The following is a 19738-nucleotide window of genomic DNA, read 5'->3' on the forward strand; positions in this document are numbered from 1 at the left end:
GAAAGGGTTATTTTAGAGTATAACGTTCTGAACGTTTTTCTAATATTTGTTGCACGATAGATAATAAGAAGCAAATTACCCAATAAATTAGACCTGCTTCAAAATAAACAATTAAAAACTCATAGTTCATTGCCGCAATTTCCTGCGCTTTTCGGAACATTTCTGTTACTAAAATTAACGACGCTAATGACGTATCCTTCACTAAACTAATAAATGTATTCGAAAGCGGCGGAATTGATACGCGTGTTGCTTGTGGTAAAATAACACGTTTTAATGCTTGCGGGTATGTCATCCCAATTGTGTAAGCTGCTTCCCACTGTCCTTTCGGGATTGAAAGGATAGAAGCACGAATAATTTCAGATGCATATGCACCTACATTTAATGAAAATCCAATAACTGCTGCTGTATATGGCTCAACTTCAATATTAAGAGTTGGAAGACCATAGAAAATAATAAATAACTGTACAAGAAGTGGCGTTCCGCGAATGATAGATACATAGATACGAGCAATCCATTGTAAAATACGACTACCTGAAATACGTGCGAGCGCGGTTAACGTCGCAAGTATAATACCGATAATAAATGTAATAAGCGTTAACGGAATTGTCGTAAAGACAGCTTCCTTCAGCATAGGCGCGAAGGAAGTCTGCATAATATCTATCCAAGTAGACAATCGATCTGACATCAATGCGCTACTTAGATACATTTTCACCGAACCATTTTTTCGTTATTTTATCGTACGTACCATCTTTTTTCATATCTTCTAACGCTTTATTTACTTCTTGTACAAGTTTGTCGCTACCTTTACGGAATAAGAATCCACTTTGTGACGCTTCTTTTTCTGTATCTACAATTTTAATTTTTGCATCTTTTTTCGTTTCTAAATAGTTTAACACTGATAATTTATCATTGATTGTGAAATCAACGCGGCCAGAACTTAATAATTCTGCTGCTTGGCTAAATCCTTCTACACCTGTGATTTCCGCACCATTTTTCTTAGCAATATCTGCGTAGTTACTTGTTAAAGATTGTGCTGCTTTTAATCCTTTTACGTCAGCAAATGTAGCAGGTTTATCTTTATCTTTCGCAATAACTAATGCTGCTGAAGAAGAAATATATGGACTAGAGAAGTCATATTTCTTTTGGCGATCTTCACGAATACCAACTTCGTTCGCAACCATGTCGAAACGTTTTGCATCTATTCCTGCAAGTAAGCTATCCCATTGTGTTTCTTTAAATACAGGCTTTACACCTAAACGTTTTGCAACTTCTTCTGCTAATTCAACGTCAAACCCAGTTAATTTATCGTTTGTATCGTGGAACGTAAATGGTGGATATGTACCTTCTGTACCAATTACAAGCTCACCGCTTTGTTTTATCTTCTGTAATGCATCTTGATTAGCTGTATCTTTTTTCTCTTCTTTACCGCAGCCCGCTACAATCCCAATCGCTAATGTAGTTACTGCAAGCACTGAAAATAATTTTTTCATGATAGTAGTCCTCCAAGTATTCTGATAGGAATTTAAAAACTATATTGATTGTATGCAATTTCGAACAATTTTTCAATGAAAATGTTCTTATTTAGTTTAACCTTTTTCTTCATAATCAAACAAAATGGAAAAATAGCGCTACATACAAAAAATAAGTAACATTTTTTAATATAGCATTTATAAAGAAAAAGGTAAAACAATACCTACTTATTTATAAGTTTTTCAGCCGGTGAAATATATTAACTTCTAAGCGGACAATCCTATCAAAAAAGAACTTGCGAAAATCGCAAGTTCTTCTAAAAATTAAGCACTCTGGTTTCCTTCCATTTGCGTTTTATACATATCGTAATAACGCCCGCGCTTTTTCATTAATTCATCATGGGAACCTTTTTCCAAAATCATTCCTCTATCAAGCACAATAATTTGATCAGCGCTCTTAATTGTTGAAAGACGATGAGCGATAATAAACGTCGTTCGTCCTTTCTTCACAACTTCTAGCGCTTGTTGAATCATCGCTTCTGTTTCTGTATCAATACTGGAAGTCGCTTCATCTAAAATTAAAATGGCAGGATCAAAAGCAAGTGCCCTAGCAAACGATATAAGCTGACGTTCTCCGGTTGAAAGTGTACTTCCTTTCTCCGTAATTTTTTCATCTATATTGTTCGCAAACCTTTCCGCACCAACATCACGTAACGCCTTTACGATGCGATCTTTTGAAATTTTTTCATTTTCTAAGCTTACATTGGATGCCACTGTCCCGCTAAATAAAAACGGATCTTGCAATACAATTCCCATATGTTCACGTGTTGCTTGTTTCGGCATCTCTGTTACATCGTGACCATCAATCGTAAGCTTCCCTTTTTGAAATTCATAAAACTGAAAGAGCACATTCATAATGGAACTTTTTCCTGATCCAGTATGACCGACAAGTGCCACTGTCTCCCCTTGTTTCGCTTCAAAAGAAATATTTTTTAATACTTCATCTTTTCCATTGTAAGAAAACGAAACATTATCGAATTTCACATTTCCGGTTAAGCGAGGCATACGTTCTTCTTCTACTGCCTCTCCCTTTTCCTCTAGCAATTCAAAGACACGCTCTGATGCAACACGCGATTGCTCTAAGTTAGCAAGTTGGTTCACCATGTTCGTAATTGGCGAGAACAATCTCGTTAAATAATCGACGAAAGCATACAGTATCCCTAGAGAAAGGAGGCCAGAAGCACTTAATGAAGCACCACCGAAATACCAAATTACGCCTGTAAAAGCGATGTTTCTTAATACAGACACTAAATTATGCGAAGTTGCTGCATTTAAATTTAAAATTTTATTTTGATATTTAAAATAATCACCATTTAACTCTTCAAATTCCTTCTTCGTTTCATGTTCTTGACGAAATGCTTGAATAATTGGCATCCCTTGAATTGATTCATTCACTGTTCCGTTAATATCCGATAAACGCGAACGCATTTTATGATTGTATACAGACGCATACTTTCTATACATAATCGCCCAAACAATTAAAATTGGGATGATGAGTAAGCATAGCGCCGCCAGTTTTACATCCAGTAAAAATAGCGCAGCGAAAATCCCGATAATATAGATGATACTAGAGACGAATGTCGCCAGCACTGTTACATATAAATCACGAATCGCTTCTGTATCATTCGTTACACGCGATACAATTTTCCCTGCTGGTAAATGGTCAAAATAACGAATTGGCAACGTTTGAATATGAGAAAAGACGTCTTCCCTCATAATTTGAATAATTTTGTTTGCCGCCTTCTGTAAGAAGAACTGCTTTCCGTATGCAAATAATGATACGACTACTAATAAAGCGAAATATCCACCGCCAAGTAGTAATAACCTATTTATTTCTGGTTTATAAAACGCAAATACTTCTTCTTTCGTTAAGGCTTTCGATTTATACACTTGCACTGCCTTACCACTTTGTACTGTAAGCACATCACCCTTAACAGAACGAGTTCCTTCAAGCGTTATTTTATTCGGTACAAAATAGTACTGAAAACCAACTTGAATCACTCGGACTTCTTTCCCTTTTTGCTCACCTTGTTCAAAGCGATCACTTCGCTTATAAAAGGCGCCATTATATGAAACAGCATCCTCACTCTTTTCTGTTTCATACCAGGGTCTCTCTATTCCAACGATATGCTCATCGATCATCGTTTTTGCGACGAAAGGACCCGCGAGTTCTGCAATAACGAAAACAAATAGCATCGCCATCGCTGCAAAAATCGGCCCTTTTACTTTCATCGCGTATTGAAACAATCGTTTTGAAACACTCATATTTTCACCCCACTATCCGTACTTTCACTTTCACCTTGTTGTCTTTCGAACTGCTCTGCATACCAGCCCCCATTTCGAACGAGCGCTTCATGCGAGCCTTCTTCAATAACCTCACCGTTATCCATAACGAGAATCCAATCAGCATGCTGCACTGCTGACAAACGATGCGTCGTTATAATCGTCGTCTTCCCGCTTCTTTCTGTTCGTATGTTTTCAATAATTGCCGCTTCAGTACGAGCATCAACAGCTGATAAAGAATCGTCCAAAATTAAAATTTCCGGATTTTGAATAACAGCCCTCGCAATCGAAATCCTTTGCTTTTGCCCACCTGATAAAGAAACACCTTTCTCTCCAACGAGCGTTTCTAAACCTTCCGGTAAAAACTCTAAATCCTTTTTAAACGCAGCTATTTCAATCGCTTTTTCAAGTTCTTCTTCAGTCGCTTCTCTATTTCCGAATAAAATATTTTCCTTCGCTGTTTTTGAGAACAAAATGTGTTCCTGAGGTACATATCCAATCCAGCCAAGTACGTTATCATTCGTAATTTTATCTAGCTTCACATCAGAAACCGCAATATCCCCTTCCCCGAGTGGATATTGACGAAGAAGCTGACGAACGAGCGTCGTTTTCCCGCTTCCTGTTTTCCCAACAACTCCAAGTGTCTCTCCTTGTTTTAATGAGAACGAAACATTTTTTAAATTTGTTTCAATTGATGAAGGATATGAAAAAGTAACATTATCAAATTCAATGTAATCTGGCTCTTGTACAACCTTTGGATCTTTCGGATTCTTTACATCCGGTTCATAAGCTAACGTTTCATTTACACGGTCGAGCGACGCATTTCCTCTTTGCATAACATTAATCAATTCACCAATTGCAAACATCGGCCAAATCATCATCCCTAAATAGACGTTAAAAGAAACGAGCTCACCAAGTGTCACCTTTGATTGGAATACGAGATATGCACCGTACACTAAACCAATTAAATAACTAAGACCGACGAGCATTTTTACAGTTGGCTGGAATAATGCATCGATTCTTGCTACTCTCATATTTTTCTCGTATACGTCATCTCCTAAATGATGAAACCTTTCTTGATCAGCATTCTCCTGTACATACGCACGAATAACGCGTACACCCGCAATTGATTCAAGTACTTTATCGTTCATATCCCCGAACGCATCTTGCGCGACTGTAAATCTTTCATGCAACTTCTTTCCGTATCTATTCATCGCATACGCCATAATCGGAAGCGGTATAAGCGCAGCAAATGTTAACTGCCAACTAATTGAAAAGCCCATCATACAAACGATTGTAAGCATATATAGACTAGAATCAACGAGCGTTAATATACCAAAACCAGCTGTCATGGAGATTGCTTTTAAATCATTTGTCGCTCTCGCCATTAAATCGCCAGTACGATTTTTTTGATAAAACGTCGGTGTCATCTTAAGTAAATGCCCCATAAATTTTGAACGCATCGTTTTCTCAAGTACGAACGCACCGCCAAATAGTTGGTGCTGCCAAATGAAAGTAAGTACATACCCACCAATCGTTACCCCAAGTAAAATAAGAATATATTGCATAATCGCCTCATTCTTTAAGGCTCCCGTTTTAATATTATCAATTGTAATTCCTAACACTTTCGGAGGAATTACCTCTATCACGTTTACAATTAAAAGTACCCCAATTGCAATACTATACCTTTTCCAATGCTCTCTAAAAAACCAGCTTAACTTTAGTAATACTGAAAACAATATAACCTCTCCTTTCTCGTTCCCGTTTGATTCACATTTCTTTATCCGCTATCCAAACCCATCACATTTACATTTCGTAAGCCATACAATTTCATCACATTTTTCCACCTTCCAAATTCTGGTTTTTTATAGTAACAAGGAAAACAAACAAAAAAAAGCATACCGCCGCTTGACGATATGCAATAGAATGCATAAAAGCGTACGTTACGATATACGCAACGTACGCTTCTCATAAGACAAAAAGGTCCTATATATCCGCACGGGTTGCGTAATGATATGAATGTTTTCCGCCATTTAACAGAGCTAAGCCCATTACATTTACGATTACAATCATTACGCACACCCCCTTCATTTATTTTCCATTTATAATCTTACAACTTTATTGAGTATTCTGTCAATTGTTTTTTTCGCTTTAGAATAAAATAATCTTTTATCACAAAAAATAAAAGTGATGCATTCTACTTACAATTCAGTTTGAAATAAGAGAATCTTCTGTAAGAAAGGGCATACAAAATAAAAAAATAGTAAGAAATCGTTTTCACAAACATTTCATTTGAAAAATATTATCAAACCACCTACAATCACCTTATACTCACTCTTACAAGTTGCTATTTTAGGAGGACTAATCATGACAACTAGCAATACGTACAAATTTTATTTAAACGGAGAATGGAGAGAAAGCTCTTCAGGTCAAACAATCGACATTCCATCTCCATACTTACACGAAGTAATTGGGCAAGTACAAGCAATTACTCAAGGAGAAGTAGATGAAGCAATTGCATCTGCAAAAGAAGCTCAAAAATCATGGGCTGAAGCTTCTCTACAAGATCGCGCAAAATATTTATATAAATGGGCTGATGAGCTCGTAAATATGCAAGATGAAATTGCCGATATCATTATGAAAGAAGTCGGTAAAGGCTATAAAGATGCGCAAAAAGAAGTCGTTCGTACAGCTGACTTAATTCGTTACACAGTTGACGAAGCACTTCACATGCACGGTGAAAGCATGATGGGTGATAGCTTCCCTGGTGGATCTAAATCTAAACTTGCGATTATTCAGCGTGCACCACTTGGTGTTGTATTAGCAATTGCACCATTTAACTACCCAGTAAACTTATCTGCTGCAAAACTTGCACCAGCACTTATTATGGGTAACGCTGTTATCTTCAAACCAGCAACTCAAGGTGCAATTAGCGGTGTTAAAATGGTTGAAGCACTTCATAAAGCTGGCCTTCCAAAAGGTCTTGTAAACGTAGCTACAGGACGCGGTTCTGTAATTGGTGACTACTTAGTAGAACATCCTGGCGTAAATATGGTATCGTTCACAGGTGGTACAAATACAGGTAAACATTTAGCGAAAAAAGCTGCGATGATTCCACTTGTATTAGAACTTGGTGGTAAAGATCCTGGTATCGTTTGTGAAGATGCAGACTTACAAGAAGCTGCAAAGCATATCGTAAGCGGTGCATTCTCTTACTCAGGTCAACGTTGTACGGCTATTAAGCGTGTACTTGTACATGAAAATGTAGCAGACGAACTAGCTGGCTTATTAAAAGAGCAAGTAGCTGAACTATCAGTTGGATCTCCAGAACAAAACAGCACAATCGTTCCATTAATCGACGACAAATCTGCTGACTTCGTTCAAGGTTTAATTGACGATGCTGCTGAAAAAGGTGCAACAATCGTTATCGGTAACAAACGTGAGCGCAACCTAATTTATCCAACATTAATCGACAACGTAACAGAAGAAATGAAAGTTGCTTGGGAAGAGCCATTTGGCCCAATCCTTCCAATCATCCGTGTTTCTTCTGACGAACAAGCGATTGAAATTGCTAACAAATCAGAGTTCGGTCTGCAAGCAAGTGTCTTCACAAAAGACATTAACAAAGCATTTGCAATTGCTAACAAAATCGACACTGGTTCTGTTCAAATTAACGGACGCACAGAGCGCGGCCCTGACCACTTCCCATTCATCGGTGTAAAAGGTTCAGGTATGGGCGCACAAGGTATTCGTAAGAGCCTTGAGTCTATGACTCGTCAAAAAGTAACTGTATTAAACTTAGTTTAATCTTATATGTAGCAGCTGATCTAATATTTAGGTCAGCTGCTTTTTAGTTAAAATCCTCCGGGACCTAATAACAAATTCTTCTCTATAATCTGATTATTACTATATCCATTGACGTATAAAAATACATTTGTTACTCTTAAACATGTTAATTTAATACATAAATCCTCATTCGTATCTCGGTGAGGTAGAGGTTGCAGTCATTAAGAGTATCATTTCAGGAGATGTAGTGGCATTGATGAAGAAATGAGAAAGGAATGATTGCCGAAGTAAGTCGTGTCCACCATGCACGCTTGCTGGGTCTGCATTTAATAAGTGCAGAACTGTCACAAACGTTTCGTTTGTGGAGAGCTATCGAGAGGTATGTCGTGGGTTTCTTATAAGATAGAAAGCATGTAGCGGCAAATTACGTGCTTTTTTTGTTTTGTTTGGACCTTCTCTTCCTTATCAGGAAGACATACATATCTCCTCGCTTGACTTGGTTATACTAACTTTGGAGGTATTTTCTATGCAACAAAAAAAATGGGGCTTTTGGGTACTAACAGCTTTCGTTGTCGGTAACATGGTTGGCGCTGGTATTTTCATGGTGCCAAGTACGTTAGCACAAACAGCAAGCCCACTCGGTGTCACTTTAGCTTGGTTAACAACAGGGTTTGGTGTTTTAATGCTAGCTCTTGTTTTCGGTAATTTAGCAATTCGTCGTCCTGATTTAACGACAGGACCACAAAGTCATGCATATGCTTTATTCTCAACACCAAAAAGAAAGAAAATGGCTGGTTTCAGCATGGTATGGGGATATTGGGTTGCAAACTGGGCAAGTAACGTTGCCATTATTACATCTTTCGCGGGATATTTATCGCTCTTCTTCCCAATTATGAAAGATACACGACTACTATTTTCAATTGGCTCTTTCAATATAGAAGTTGGAAAACTAATTACATTTACTATTTGTTCCGTCTTACTATGGGGCACACATTTAATTTTAACAAACGGTGTAAGCGGAGCTGGGAAACTAAATTTCTTAGCAACAACAACGAAAGTAACTGGATTCCTTCTATTCATCATTGTTACGTTATTTGCGTTCGAAGCTTCAAAATTTGGACAATGGTACACACCAATGATCGATAAAGAAGGCGTATCACACGGTCTACTTTCACAAGTCAACTTAGCTGCTCTTACAACACTTTGGGCATTTATCGGGATTGAATCAGCCGTTCTTTTATCAAACCGAGCTACTTCTCCCAAAACGGTAAAACGTGCGACTGTTGCCGGTTTACTAATAACAGTTGCAATTTACTTAGGAATTACAATTTTAACAATGGGTGTACTTCACGTTGATAAATTACAAACTTCTGAACGTCCATTAGCAGATGCATTAAACGCTGCAATGGGTCATGGCGGCGGGAAACTTATGGCATTACTTGCTCTTACTTCCCTATTCGGTTCAATATTAGGCTGGATTTTATTAAGCTCAGAAGTACCTTATCAAGCAGCAAAAGAAGGTTTCTTCCCTTCCTTCTTCGCAAAAACGAATAAAAAAGGAAGTCCAATTCATTCACTACGATTAACAAACATTATGTCGCAAGTGTTCTTATTCTCAACATTATCAGGAACAATTGCGGAAGCTTATACATTCGTTATTACCGTATCAACACTGGCCTACCTCATTCCATATCTCGTTTCACCAATCTTCCAGTTAAAACTAGTCGCAACTGGTGAAACATATAAAAATGAAATGGGTTCAAGAATTATGGATGGTGTAGTTGCAGTTATCGCACTTTGCTATGCACTATGGGTTATTAAAACAGGGGCATCCGATATAAAAACATTTCTTCTCGGAATTGGTTTATTCGGAATTGGCTTTGCCTTCTATCCATTAATGAATCGTGATCAGAAAAAAAATAAAGAAAAGAAAAACGAGCAAGTTGCGTAACGCAATTTGCTCGTTTTTTACTTTATAAAACATATATAATAGAAAAAAGAGGTGAAAAACATGTCAATCGAATCACTATGGAGCTCTCGCTTTCAACAACATATTCAAAATGCCATCACATACTTTGCACGTATGATTAACGGTTTACTATATAGCTTCATCTTCGTCTCATGTGTAGGTGCATATTATTACGCTAAGTTTCTTAAAACGGATCCTTCTAAAGGAATATCTTTATTACTCATCACGATCGTACTTACACTCATTGTAACGAGATGCCAAGTTCGCACATTTATTCAAAAACCGGACGCTGTCTATTTACTTGCATTAGAAGAGAAATTAACATCTTATTTTAAAAAATCTCTTCTATATAATTACATCATTCAGCTTTTCCCGCTTATATTTACGTTCCTTGTTATCGTACCGCTTGCCATGCAATCATTACAACTAACCGTACCTTTCTTATGTACAATCTTTATAATTTTAATGATTCTAAAGGGCTGGAACATATACATACATTGGATGTGGCGTGATAGTTATGAAAAAAGCATATGGTTTATCATTCGCATTGCTTGTAACGCCCTGATCATTTACATGCTGTTTTATACTGCAAATGTGATCCTGTTAGGCGGACTACTCTTACTTCTTGCTTTCCTACTTCTATACACGAAGAAACAACCTACAAAACGAATACCGTGGGATTACATAATCGAACAAGAAGAAAAAATGGACGTTCGTTTCTATCAATTTGCTAGCATTTTCACCGATGTTCCGCAACTGAATAAGCAAGTAAATAAAAGAAAATGGCTTACAAATTGGATTGAACCTTTATTACATAAAAAACGAGCAACTTTCTTCTATTTACATACACTAGCATTTTTACGCGGTAATGATTATTTTGGTATATATATTCGCTTAGGGTTGATCGGTGCTTTCGCTCTATATTTCATTCCGAATATATATGTAAAAGGTGCTATCACTTATATCGTCCTATATATGATTTCTATGCAGCTTCGTTCTCTGTGGAAATATTTTTCGGGAAATATTATTGTAGCATTATATCCAATTGATACTGAAAAACGAATGAATCAATTTCTCCGCTTAATCTTTATATTGCTAAGCATTCAACTCATTGTATTTTCAAGTATTATACTCATTGCTACAGGGCAATTTTCACATAGTCTTATCATTATGATTATCGGGTTAATCTGGATAAAATTTATTATTGTACCAAAAACGAAGCAACGCGTTTCTTCGTTTTAACGAAAAGAATTATCTTAAAAGCCAAGGGAAAAATAAATTACCTCCTTGGCTTTTTTATTTTTCTTCCTCAAACAAGAATCACTGAAACAACCGATATTTTATGATTTTTACATACAAAAACGATAATACATGTTTACGTCCTAATAAAAAGGGTAGTTATTAAATTAACAGGGCAAAGGAACTGGAGGGAATGAAAAAATATGAATTAAGGTTTCACTTTATAAAAGGCGTTGCTCAAGGACGATTCTGGAACCGATTATATAATATAAGGAGCTGATTGCAATGAGTAAAAAAATTGCTATTTTAATAACGGATTATTTCGAGGACACAGAATACACAGAGCCAGTAGAAGCTTTTAATCAAAAAGGATACGAATTAACAACTATTGAAATGGAAAAAGGTAAAACGGTACACGGTAAACAAGGAAAAAGTGAAGTCGTAATTAATAAAAGTATTGATGATGTTTCTCCAGAGAACTTTGATGCCCTCTTTATACCAGGCGGATTTTCCCCAGATATACTTCGTGCAGATGAACGTTTTGTTCGCTTTAGCAAAGCATTTATGGATGCGAAAAAACCTGTTTTTGCTATTTGTCACGGCCCCCAATTACTCATCACTGCACAAGCACTTGAAGGACGCGATGTGACTGGATATAAATCCATTGAGGTCGATTTGAAAAATGCCGGTGGAAATTTTCATGATAAAGAAGTGGTTGTATGCCAAAATCAGCTAGTAACAAGTAGACAACCGGAGGACATCCCAGTGTTTATTGAAGAATCATTGCGTATATTAGGATAGTTATTATAGGTTAACCAAAGTAGCTAAATAACTACTTTGGTTAACCTTTTTATTTGTAAAAAACAAAATTAACACCATATGAAACATTTCTTCATCTTTAATGATTTTTTGAGACAGCCTCTTTTCTCGTCCCAAAATTTCTAATCACTTTTCATAGGCAGTTCTCATATAGTGAAAATGACTATACAATTCCTATCCATAAGTTAAATAATGATTTCGCACATATAAATAAAAAAGATAGGAGCTCTATTATGAACAACAATCCGCCTGCAACGCCCCAAAACAACTCAGAAGAAAATAGCCGTGACATTAAATTGCAAACATTACGAGTCATCGGACTCATCGTCCTTATTAGTGGTTATATCCTCGTCGCTCTCTCAGAAGTAGGTGAGCTGAAAACCTTATTAACAAACCCTAACGCCAATCCTGATTTAGCTGAAGTTGATCCGTTTTAAAAATTATATAAAAAGCGGGTCCCAGTATAACTGGTTCGCTTTTATATAGTTTCATCCAATCTGAGAAACATTTCCTTCATTCTGATACTTCTCTTTCCCTATCGCCTTCATAAATAATAAAATACTGCTCATACCAACGATGAAATATAGAGCGCTCATGCCCCAAGATGCAATAAATGAACCTAGCATAACACCTAATGCACCATTCATTTTCGCAACTTGAAAGACCATTCCGTTAATCGCCATATAAGAGCCTCTTGCCTCATTCGGCACCATATCTGCCATAATAGATTGACGAACTGGCACATACATCATCTCTCCTACAGTTTGGAAAAGCCCTGCGATTAATAAGATCCATAAACTATTGCTCGTTCCGAGTATTGTAAATCCAATCGTGTAAATGAATAAGCCTACATATAAAATTTTTAAATCGTTAAAGCTTTTCAGCATTTTAATAAGAAGCGCCGAACATAACACAACTAAAATTGTATTCTCTGCTGAAATCCAGCTCAGCATTCGAATACCTGTTAAATCAAAAGTAAAACCATCGCCAAAGAAAAGGTGAATCGTTTCAAATTCCTTCTGTAAACGTATCCCTAAATAATTATTAATTTGAAACTCTAACGATAGTGTACATATACTTGCTGCACAAAAAATTAAAAACGCTCTATCTTTCATCACGACTTTATAACTATCTGCCATATCTTTTAATACATTTTTCTTCTCCACCGTTTTTCGTGCCACATACACTTCTTCCATATATACAGCCATCACATATAAAGTAATAACTGCAATAACTGTTAATCCGATAAACAATTGCAATCTATAGTTCTCAAATAGTAATCCGCCAAATATTGCTCCAATCGCAATTGATAAGTTAATAGCCCAGTAGTTAATGCTGTACATCACTTTTCGATTTTCAGGTGTGCTCACATCTATTAACATCGCTTCCGTCGCTGGATTCATAAGTCCAGATCCTAAACTATTCACTAACATAAACACAAATGTTAGCCACGGTGAATCTACATAATCTGAGTTTGCAATTCCCATACAAGCAATGGAAACGACTTGTATACTTTGGCCGATAATCATTACTTTTTTACGACCGAGCCGATCTCCAGCATACCCACCATATAAACCGATAATTAATGCAGCTAGCACATTGATGAGTAATAAAGCACCAGCAATCGCACTACCTAATTTTATTGAAAAGTAAATTGCCATAAATGGAAAAATCATTGTGGATACAGTGCGTGTTAAAAACGAAGTTATAATTCTGATTTTTATATTTCGGTGCATACTCCAAAATCCCATTGTTTCCCCCTCCTTATGCTTATTCATTTTACTTTGAAAAAGAGGAAGAAAAAGGTTAGAATATTCTAAAGAGTTTCCCCTTTTATCCCGCATTAACGGGCAGTAAGACCCCCACTGATTAAAGTTTCACTTTATTATAGAAGGAAGTGTATATATGAAAATTATGGACTATTACATTCGTTTAAGATTACATGCACAAGACCAACAACATATACGAAATAGCTTACAAGAATTAGCGGATGTTTTATATTGCAGTACGAAAAACGTAAAGATTTTATTAAAGAAAATGAACGAGGAGCAATTAATTCACTGGACTCCAGGACGTGGTCGCGGAAATAAAACGGAAATTTTATTTGCACATAGTTTCCTAGAAGCAATTGAATCCTATACAGATGAACTGTTAGCGCAAGAAAAGTTAAAGGATGTTTTTCTTCTTTTAAAAGAACCTCTACCCCTTGCAATTCAAAAAAAGATAGAAAATAAACTACATCATCATTTTGGATACGAACCTTCAAATGATATGTATGACATATTGAAGATCCCTATATCAAGAAAGATATTACCATTAGATCCCGCTTTTACGGCTGTAACAACAGAGGGTCATCTTATTAACCAAATTTTTGATACATTAGTCATTTATAACGATATTACAGAAAAAATGGAACCACACATTGCACATACGTGGGAATTAAGCGAAGACGGGCTTACGTGGACGTTTCATTTACGAAAAGATATATATTTTCATAACGAAACTGTTCTAACTTCTAAAGATGTACAATTTTCATTTGAAAGATTGCAGCAAGCTCAATCTCCTTACGCATGGTTAACACAGGAAATTGTTCAAATTGAAACACCATCACCACTGCAAATACGATTTCATTTAGCAAAACCAAATTTATTTTTCTTACACTATGTGAGTTCCATGCAACTAGCAATTTTGCCCCATGATGCAGCCGTTCAAAATCATCATTATATAGGTACTGGACCTTTCAGGCTTGCTCATTACTCTGAAGATAATATCGTACTCGAAGCGTTCACCCATTATTTTAAAGAGCGCGCGTTATTAGACCGTATTGAATTTTGGGGTATTCCTGATCATGTGCAAATAGATGCTGATTATGAATTACCAAATGAGAATGAAAATGAAAGACATGACATACAAATAGAAGAAATAGGCTGTATTTATGCTAGCTTCAACTTTACAAAACCTGGTCCCCACCACGACATTTACTTTCGTAAAGCTTGGAGAGAAATATATGACGTTGAAACGATACTTCGTAATATAGAGGGGCGACGAACCATTGCTGCATCAAGCTTTTTCCCTGAAAGAAGCCGCCAAGCTCAGGAAAGATCCTACTCTTTAGAAAAAGCGAAAGATTATTTAAAAAAGAGCACCTATAATGGAGAAACGATACATATTTATTTCTTCGCATTTAAAGATAGTGCAAATGATGCACATTTCCTAAAAGAACGCTGCGAACAATTAGGAGTACACGTAGAACTTCACCCATTTCTCGTTTCAGATTATATGGATCGTTCTATTGATAAACATGCGGATATTATTTTTATGGGCGAAGTGTTTGCTGCTGATCATGAAATTTCATTTTTAAATGTATTTAAAAATAAAAGTTGCTTCGTAAATCGATTCATGGACCCACACTATGCAAAACAAATTAATTGTTTACTTGATACCTTTTTATTAGAAGACAATAAAGAAAAACGGTATAAGCTCATGTATGAGATTGAAGAGTTTTTACAAGCTGAAAACATCATTTTATTTAACTATCACGTTTTAAAAAGAAAAACATACCCTTCTTCTTTAAAAAACGTAACAATTGATTCATTCGGTTGGGCGAATTTTGCGAAGTTATGGATACAGCCATCCCCGCATTAAAATGTGAAGTTTTTTATAAAAGGAGAAGAACCATGAAAAGCAACCTAGAAAAAAGGCTTTCCTATCTATACACAGGTGAGTTATTTTCAGTCATTACTTTTATTTTCACAAGTTACTTACTTAATTATGCTTATCCTACGTTACATTTATATTCCTTATATTCTTTTTGGATCTCATTTCTTCTTTTAGAGTTTATCTTATTACAAGGAACACTTTACTGGTACGTAAAGTGGAAACGACTAAAAAAAGAGAAAACATCTGTTACACCCATTAGGATGATTCAATATTTAAAAATACTTAAAAAGATAAATATAGCATTACTTATCACGGGATTTATTACGTTTACTATTGATTTTGTAATTTGGTATCCCCACTTACCTTTAGGTGGGCTATCATTCACTCTATTTATTTATATTTTTGCATTACTTGAGTACATTAACTATTATCATACTCAGCTTTCATACGATAACATCTCTGATATTAAACATTTAATCAAATCAAAAAAACTAAAACAGTCCTGTATGAGTAAAGATTTTCAACGTATTTCATAAAAGGTTAAATTCCGCTTATGAAGACTTTAAGCTAAGAAAAACTAAGAAATTTTTATGAATGCAAGAGAAGGTACTACCTCCTTAGTAGTACCTTCTTTTACATGTTTAAAGATGAACCTTTTTACGCACAAAGATGCAAACTACTATTAAATTACCTCAGCCAAATGATTCTTCAAGTCCATCAAAAATTTCTCAATATCCGGATTTTTCACCACATCATAACAAGCAAAGCTCTTTAACGGACTCATACCAATAAACTTCTGCACACGATGTAAATGACTAAGTGCTGATTCTAAACTTTCTCCTTCAAAGAACTTCGTCTTATCTCCGAATGCTTTTTCAGGTGCATTCCAAGTTGTAGAAAACATATACTGCTTCTCTTTTAATAAACCACCTGTTCCATATTCATCTGCACCTTTAAAGAACAAACCGTATTCATACACTTCATCCATATATGTTTTAAATAATCCCGGTACACTAAACCAGTAAATAGGTGTTTGATAAATTACAACATCAGCCCATAAAAACTTTTCTTGCTCTTCCTTAATACTGTATCCATCTTGAATCGTCGTTGTTTTCACATAATGATTCTCACTTAATACAGTTATCATATAATCAACTAACGTTCTATTTAATCGACCTTCTTTCGTACCGTATTTTTCATGTCCATTTATAATAAATATATTTTTCATCACTTTTCTCTCCCTTATTTTACTCTTCAGCTATTAACCCAAGTTGTTGTTTCAGCGTAAGATTATCTTCTAAATGCCAATCTTCCGTTATCTTTCCGTCTTTCACATGCAAAATATCAATTGCAAAAAAATTGATTTTCTTATCATTATGAGTTCCTGTAAAAGAAAGACGAGCTGTTACTTTATCACCAACGACTAATAAATCTTCAATCTCGCAATGTATATCAGGAACTACTTTACGAAAGTTTTGCGCCGCAAGCTTTAATCCTTCAGTGCCTTGTGGTCGACCTTTCGGCAGTGTGTTATCGAAAAAATTTTCAGTAACCGTCTGCGGAATAAGCTCCTCTTTACCTGTATCCCAAAATGCATAAAAACGCTGAGCTGCATGCACGATTTCTGTCGCTTCCTTTTTACTTAATGAAGAATCAATTGTCATTGCTTTTGGCTTCGGCATTTCCTTTAATAACTGAATTTCATTTTTTTGCTCAACACTACATGCTACAAGCACAATACAAATGACAAAAAAACTAAGAAACATAAACAACTTTTTCATACCCATGGAAATCACCTCCTCCTCATACAAACCCTTTGTATTTCGTATTGCTATTGTATATGCACTAACTTCCTTTATGGAAGTAGTGATATTTTTTTCATATAGTTACCAAAAGTATATTTTTGTGATACGATAAGGAAAATTCATTCAAAAAATTTTTATGGAGGCTATTTCCATGAGCAATATAGATCCAGTTGTATTAACGAAAGGTTTACCTGGTATACCTTGTCCTATCGCTAAAACTCTTGACGTAATTAGTACAAAATGGACGTTTTTAATCATTCGCGATCTTCTTATCGAAGGAACATTAAGATTTAGCGATTTACAAAAATCAATGGATGGGATTAGTCCGAAAACTTTATCGCTTCGCCTAAAAGAATTGGAAACGCAAGGGATTATAACGAGAAAAGTATACCCAGAAGTTCCACCTCGCGTAGAGTACACGTTAACGGATAAAGGAAAGCAATTAGAGGGGATATTTATTGAATTAAAGCGGTTTGGATTAAGTTTATAAACGAAAAGCCCCTTACCATAAAAATAGTAAGAGGCTTTTCGTTATTCACTACATTACTTCGCAAAACTTTGAGCTAGCTGTTTCTCTCTCCACATAAATGTAATGCCGAGACCAACGATTAAAACAACACCTGAAAATGCATATGGATAATTAATGTTTATATCAAATAATATTCCGCCCATCGCTGGTCCTGCGATATTTCCTAAACTCGTATACGTTGAGTTCATACCAGCAACGAATCCTTGCTCTTTTCCAGCTGCTTTTGATAAAAACGTCGTTAAAGCTGGACGAAGTAAATCAAATGCTAGGAAAATAAAGCAAGTAACGAGAAGTACACTCCAATAATTAAAGACTACAGTTGAGACGAATGCTAATACTGCACCTACAATTAAACATATTTGAATTAATACTTTCTCACCGAACGTGTCAACCAATTTGCCAAACATAAATACTTGCACAACTACCCCAAAGATGGAGCTAATCGTAATAATTGCAGCAATATCTTTCGGTGTGAAACCAAATTTATGATCAGAAAACAAACTAAAAACAGTTTCATATGCTGATAATCCAAATGCGAGTACAAATACAATAATAAATGCGATTGCATACATTGGATTTAATGATTTCTTTAAATCTCCGATAAAGCTGGATTCTTTCGTATTAGCAGAAATCTCTGCAAGTTCTTCTTTCGTTAACGGCTCTTTCAAAATAAATATAGAAATCACGCATGCAACAAAGGCAATCACTGCTGCCACAAAGAACGGCACACGTATACCGTATTCTGCAATAAATCCGCCGATTCCAGGCCCTATAATAAATCCGGTACTAATAGCAGCTGAAAGATATCCCATCGCCTTTGGACGTTCCTGAATAGAAGTAATATCCGCAACATATGCCGTAACACCCGGCATAATAAACGCGGCACTAATTCCGCCTAACACCCTCGCTGCATAAAGCATCCACACATCTGTACCTAATCCAAAAAGAAGCTCTGAAACACCAAAAATAAATAATCCAATGATTATCATTTTCTTCCTACCGTAAATGTCGACCCAACGACCCGTAATAGGGGAAGTAATAAGCTGCGCCATTGCAAACACTGCAACGAGATAACCCATCGTCTTTCCTGTTAAATTCATATCATTCATAAAGGACGGCATAACCGGAATGATTAATCCAATCCCTAAAAAAGCGATAAATATATTACTCAAAAGAATGATCAATACCATCTTTTGTTCTTTTATCGGTTTCTTCAATTTTTAACACCTCTTCCCGTAGTTCCTCTCAAAAATAATGCCCAAGAAGCTTTTTCTTTATCCTGCTATTTGTGGGCTCATACTGAGTAAAGGTGTCCCCACTCATTAGAATTTCACTCTATCCTTCCACACATACATAAACACAGGGTGAATGACTATCATTCAGTTTCCCGCAGAAATGAACCTACCTTTTCAGACAGGTTCATCTTACTACTTCTTTATATGTAGTGCATGTGTTAAAAAATCTAGTACTTCTGCCTTTTGTAGCTCGACTTGCTCATCATCTTTATGATCATATAAATAAACTTGTTCCGCTGCTGATTCAACAAGAGCGATAAATAACTTCGCTGTTCGCTCTGCGTGAACCGAATCACGAATTTCACCTGATTCTTTTGCCTCACTTAAAAAGTCACTTAGCCATATATAAAGAGGCTCATATACAGCTTCCCATTCTTTTATATGTTCAGTTGATGCAAGGCCCGCATACATTAATGCTTGTATTTCACGATATTCAGCTATAAAGGTAAATACTGCATCTATTACTTGCTCAACTTTACTTGAAAAAGGTGAATCGTTCTGTACTTTTTCTTTCACTGCAAGTATCATCTTCTCAACCATCACTTCTGCTATTGCAGGCATAACAGATAACTTAGAAGGAAAATATAAATAGAAAGTTCCTTGTGCAATGCCAGCCAATTTCACGATATCAGAAATCTTCGTTTTTTCAACGCCCTTTTCCTGAAACACTTCAATAGCTGCATAGACAATTTTTTCTTTTTTATTCATCATCTAAACCCTTTCACACGCGTATTGAATGACTGTCACTCATTTTATAAAATAACTAGCTGTACTGTCAATCATCGTGCACTTTTCATAATAAAAATCTCCCAACAAATCGTTAG

17 protein-coding genes and 1 riboswitch are annotated in these 19738 nt (G+C 35.9%); of the genes, 8 read left to right on the forward strand and 9 right to left on the reverse strand.

Going from position 1 to position 19738, the window contains the following annotated elements:
• Positions 1-7: 7 nt before the first annotated feature.
• The 4 genes from MKX66_RS15515 to MKX66_RS15530 form a co-directional block, all read right to left on the reverse strand.
• On the reverse strand, positions 8-706 hold the full coding sequence (locus tag MKX66_RS15515) for an amino acid ABC transporter permease (protein WP_033706449.1): 699 nt from the start codon (positions 704-706) through the stop codon (positions 8-10).
• Entirely contained in the window at positions 693-1490 is a 798-nt protein-coding gene (locus tag MKX66_RS15520; RefSeq protein WP_002030008.1) for an amino acid ABC transporter substrate-binding protein, read from the reverse strand. The genes MKX66_RS15515 and MKX66_RS15520 overlap by 14 nt, the downstream gene beginning before the upstream one ends.
• A 303-nt stretch (positions 1491-1793) precedes the next feature.
• Entirely contained in the window at positions 1794-3794 is a 2001-nt protein-coding gene (locus MKX66_RS15525; RefSeq protein WP_341086638.1) for an ABC transporter ATP-binding protein, read from the reverse strand.
• A complete protein-coding gene (locus tag MKX66_RS15530; protein ID WP_341086640.1) occupies positions 3791-5551 on the reverse strand; it encodes an ABC transporter ATP-binding protein in 1761 nt (586 codons plus the stop codon). The genes MKX66_RS15525 and MKX66_RS15530 overlap by 4 nt, the downstream gene beginning before the upstream one ends.
• A gap of 628 nt (positions 5552-6179) precedes the next feature.
• Here MKX66_RS15530 and gapN point away from each other — a divergent pair.
• From gapN to MKX66_RS15555, 5 genes are all read left to right on the forward strand, one after another.
• Complete coding sequence (gene gapN, locus MKX66_RS15535; protein WP_002010835.1) at positions 6180-7619, forward strand: NADP-dependent glyceraldehyde-3-phosphate dehydrogenase; 1440 nt, start codon at positions 6180-6182, stop codon at positions 7617-7619.
• Between the two features lie 177 nt (positions 7620-7796).
• A riboswitch (Lysine riboswitch) is annotated at positions 7797-7978 on the forward strand.
• Positions 7979-8124: 146 nt separating this feature from the next.
• Positions 8125-9549, forward strand: a complete 1425-nt coding sequence (locus MKX66_RS15540) for an amino acid permease (protein WP_088038583.1) — start codon at positions 8125-8127, stop codon at positions 9547-9549.
• A 60-nt stretch (positions 9550-9609) separates the two neighbouring features.
• Positions 9610-10809, forward strand: a complete 1200-nt coding sequence (locus tag MKX66_RS15545; RefSeq protein ID WP_341086644.1) for an ABC transporter permease — start codon at positions 9610-9612, stop codon at positions 10807-10809.
• Between the two features lie 282 nt (positions 10810-11091).
• Positions 11092-11607, forward strand: coding sequence for a type 1 glutamine amidotransferase domain-containing protein (locus MKX66_RS15550; RefSeq protein WP_215587328.1), 516 nt, complete (start codon positions 11092-11094; stop codon positions 11605-11607).
• Between the two features lie 251 nt (positions 11608-11858).
• Positions 11859-12062, forward strand: coding sequence for a hypothetical protein (locus tag MKX66_RS15555; protein WP_002010828.1), 204 nt, complete (start codon positions 11859-11861; stop codon positions 12060-12062).
• A gap of 51 nt (positions 12063-12113) precedes the next feature.
• On the opposite strand, the gene MKX66_RS15560 is transcribed toward MKX66_RS15555, so the two are convergent.
• Positions 12114-13376 carry an MDR family MFS transporter gene (locus tag MKX66_RS15560; protein ID WP_341086647.1) on the reverse strand — a complete coding sequence of 421 codons (1263 nt, stop codon included), beginning with the start codon at positions 13374-13376 and terminating at the stop codon, positions 12114-12116.
• A gap of 154 nt (positions 13377-13530) precedes the next feature.
• Between MKX66_RS15560 and MKX66_RS15565 the strand changes: the two genes are divergently transcribed.
• Both MKX66_RS15565 and MKX66_RS15570 read left to right on the forward strand, forming a co-directional pair.
• Complete coding sequence (locus tag MKX66_RS15565; protein WP_098635808.1) at positions 13531-15270, forward strand: SgrR family transcriptional regulator; 1740 nt, start codon at positions 13531-13533, stop codon at positions 15268-15270.
• Between the two features lie 32 nt (positions 15271-15302).
• Positions 15303-15821: a hypothetical protein gene (locus MKX66_RS15570; protein ID WP_061689542.1), complete on the forward strand. Its 519-nt coding sequence runs from the start codon at positions 15303-15305 to the stop codon at positions 15819-15821.
• 146 nt (positions 15822-15967) lie between these two features.
• Here the strand turns inward: MKX66_RS15570 and MKX66_RS15575 are convergent, their stop codons facing one another.
• Positions 15968-16513, reverse strand: coding sequence for an NAD(P)H-dependent oxidoreductase (locus MKX66_RS15575; protein WP_305927090.1), 546 nt, complete (start codon positions 16511-16513; stop codon positions 15968-15970).
• Positions 16514-16532: 19 nt separating this feature from the next.
• On the reverse strand, positions 16533-17072 hold the full coding sequence (locus tag MKX66_RS15580) for an ester cyclase (protein WP_098635810.1): 540 nt from the start codon (positions 17070-17072) through the stop codon (positions 16533-16535).
• 169 nt (positions 17073-17241) lie between these two features.
• Between MKX66_RS15580 and MKX66_RS15585 the strand changes: the two genes are divergently transcribed.
• Complete coding sequence (locus MKX66_RS15585; protein ID WP_002188429.1) at positions 17242-17580, forward strand: winged helix-turn-helix transcriptional regulator; 339 nt, start codon at positions 17242-17244, stop codon at positions 17578-17580.
• 53 nt (positions 17581-17633) lie between these two features.
• Here the strand turns inward: MKX66_RS15585 and MKX66_RS15590 are convergent, their stop codons facing one another.
• On the reverse strand, positions 17634-18836 hold the full coding sequence (locus tag MKX66_RS15590) for an MFS transporter (protein WP_326997030.1): 1203 nt from the start codon (positions 18834-18836) through the stop codon (positions 17634-17636).
• 210 nt (positions 18837-19046) lie between these two features.
• Positions 19047-19625: a TetR family transcriptional regulator gene (locus MKX66_RS15595; protein ID WP_002063960.1), complete on the reverse strand. Its 579-nt coding sequence runs from the start codon at positions 19623-19625 to the stop codon at positions 19047-19049.
• Positions 19626-19738 lie beyond the last annotated feature (113 nt).

This window comes from Bacillus sp. FSL R9-9530, from assembly GCF_038008145.1.
Taxonomy (GTDB): domain Bacteria; phylum Bacillota; class Bacilli; order Bacillales; family Bacillaceae_G; genus Bacillus_A; species Bacillus_A mycoides.

Bases quoted from the DNA above. Each gene is read 5' to 3' on its own strand.
- MKX66_RS15565 (WP_098635808.1), top strand. From the start codon at position 13,531: ATGAAAATTATGGACTATTACATTCGTTTAAGATTACATGCACAAGAC.
- MKX66_RS15540 (WP_088038583.1), top strand. From the start codon at position 8,125: ATGCAACAAAAAAAATGGGGCTTTTGGGTACTAACAGCTTTCGTTGTC.
- MKX66_RS15555 (WP_002010828.1), top strand. From the start codon at position 11,859: ATGAACAACAATCCGCCTGCAACGCCCCAAAACAACTCAGAAGAAAAT.
- MKX66_RS15580 (WP_098635810.1), bottom strand. From the start codon at position 17,072: ATGGGTATGAAAAAGTTGTTTATGTTTCTTAGTTTTTTTGTCATTTGT.
- MKX66_RS15515 (WP_033706449.1), bottom strand. From the start codon at position 706: ATGTATCTAAGTAGCGCATTGATGTCAGATCGATTGTCTACTTGGATA.
- MKX66_RS15595 (WP_002063960.1), bottom strand. From the start codon at position 19,625: ATGATGAATAAAAAAGAAAAAATTGTCTATGCAGCTATTGAAGTGTTT.
- MKX66_RS15575 (WP_305927090.1), bottom strand. From the start codon at position 16,513: ATGAAAAATATATTTATTATAAATGGACATGAAAAATACGGTACGAAA.
- MKX66_RS15550 (WP_215587328.1), top strand. From the start codon at position 11,092: ATGAGTAAAAAAATTGCTATTTTAATAACGGATTATTTCGAGGACACA.
- MKX66_RS15525 (WP_341086638.1), bottom strand. From the start codon at position 3,794: ATGAGTGTTTCAAAACGATTGTTTCAATACGCGATGAAAGTAAAAGGG.
- MKX66_RS15520 (WP_002030008.1), bottom strand. From the start codon at position 1,490: ATGAAAAAATTATTTTCAGTGCTTGCAGTAACTACATTAGCGATTGGG.
- MKX66_RS15560 (WP_341086647.1), bottom strand. From the start codon at position 13,376: ATGGGATTTTGGAGTATGCACCGAAATATAAAAATCAGAATTATAACT.
- gapN (WP_002010835.1), top strand. From the start codon at position 6,180: ATGACAACTAGCAATACGTACAAATTTTATTTAAACGGAGAATGGAGA.
- MKX66_RS15570 (WP_061689542.1), top strand. From the start codon at position 15,303: ATGAAAAGCAACCTAGAAAAAAGGCTTTCCTATCTATACACAGGTGAG.
- MKX66_RS15545 (WP_341086644.1), top strand. From the start codon at position 9,610: ATGTCAATCGAATCACTATGGAGCTCTCGCTTTCAACAACATATTCAA.
- MKX66_RS15585 (WP_002188429.1), top strand. From the start codon at position 17,242: ATGAGCAATATAGATCCAGTTGTATTAACGAAAGGTTTACCTGGTATA.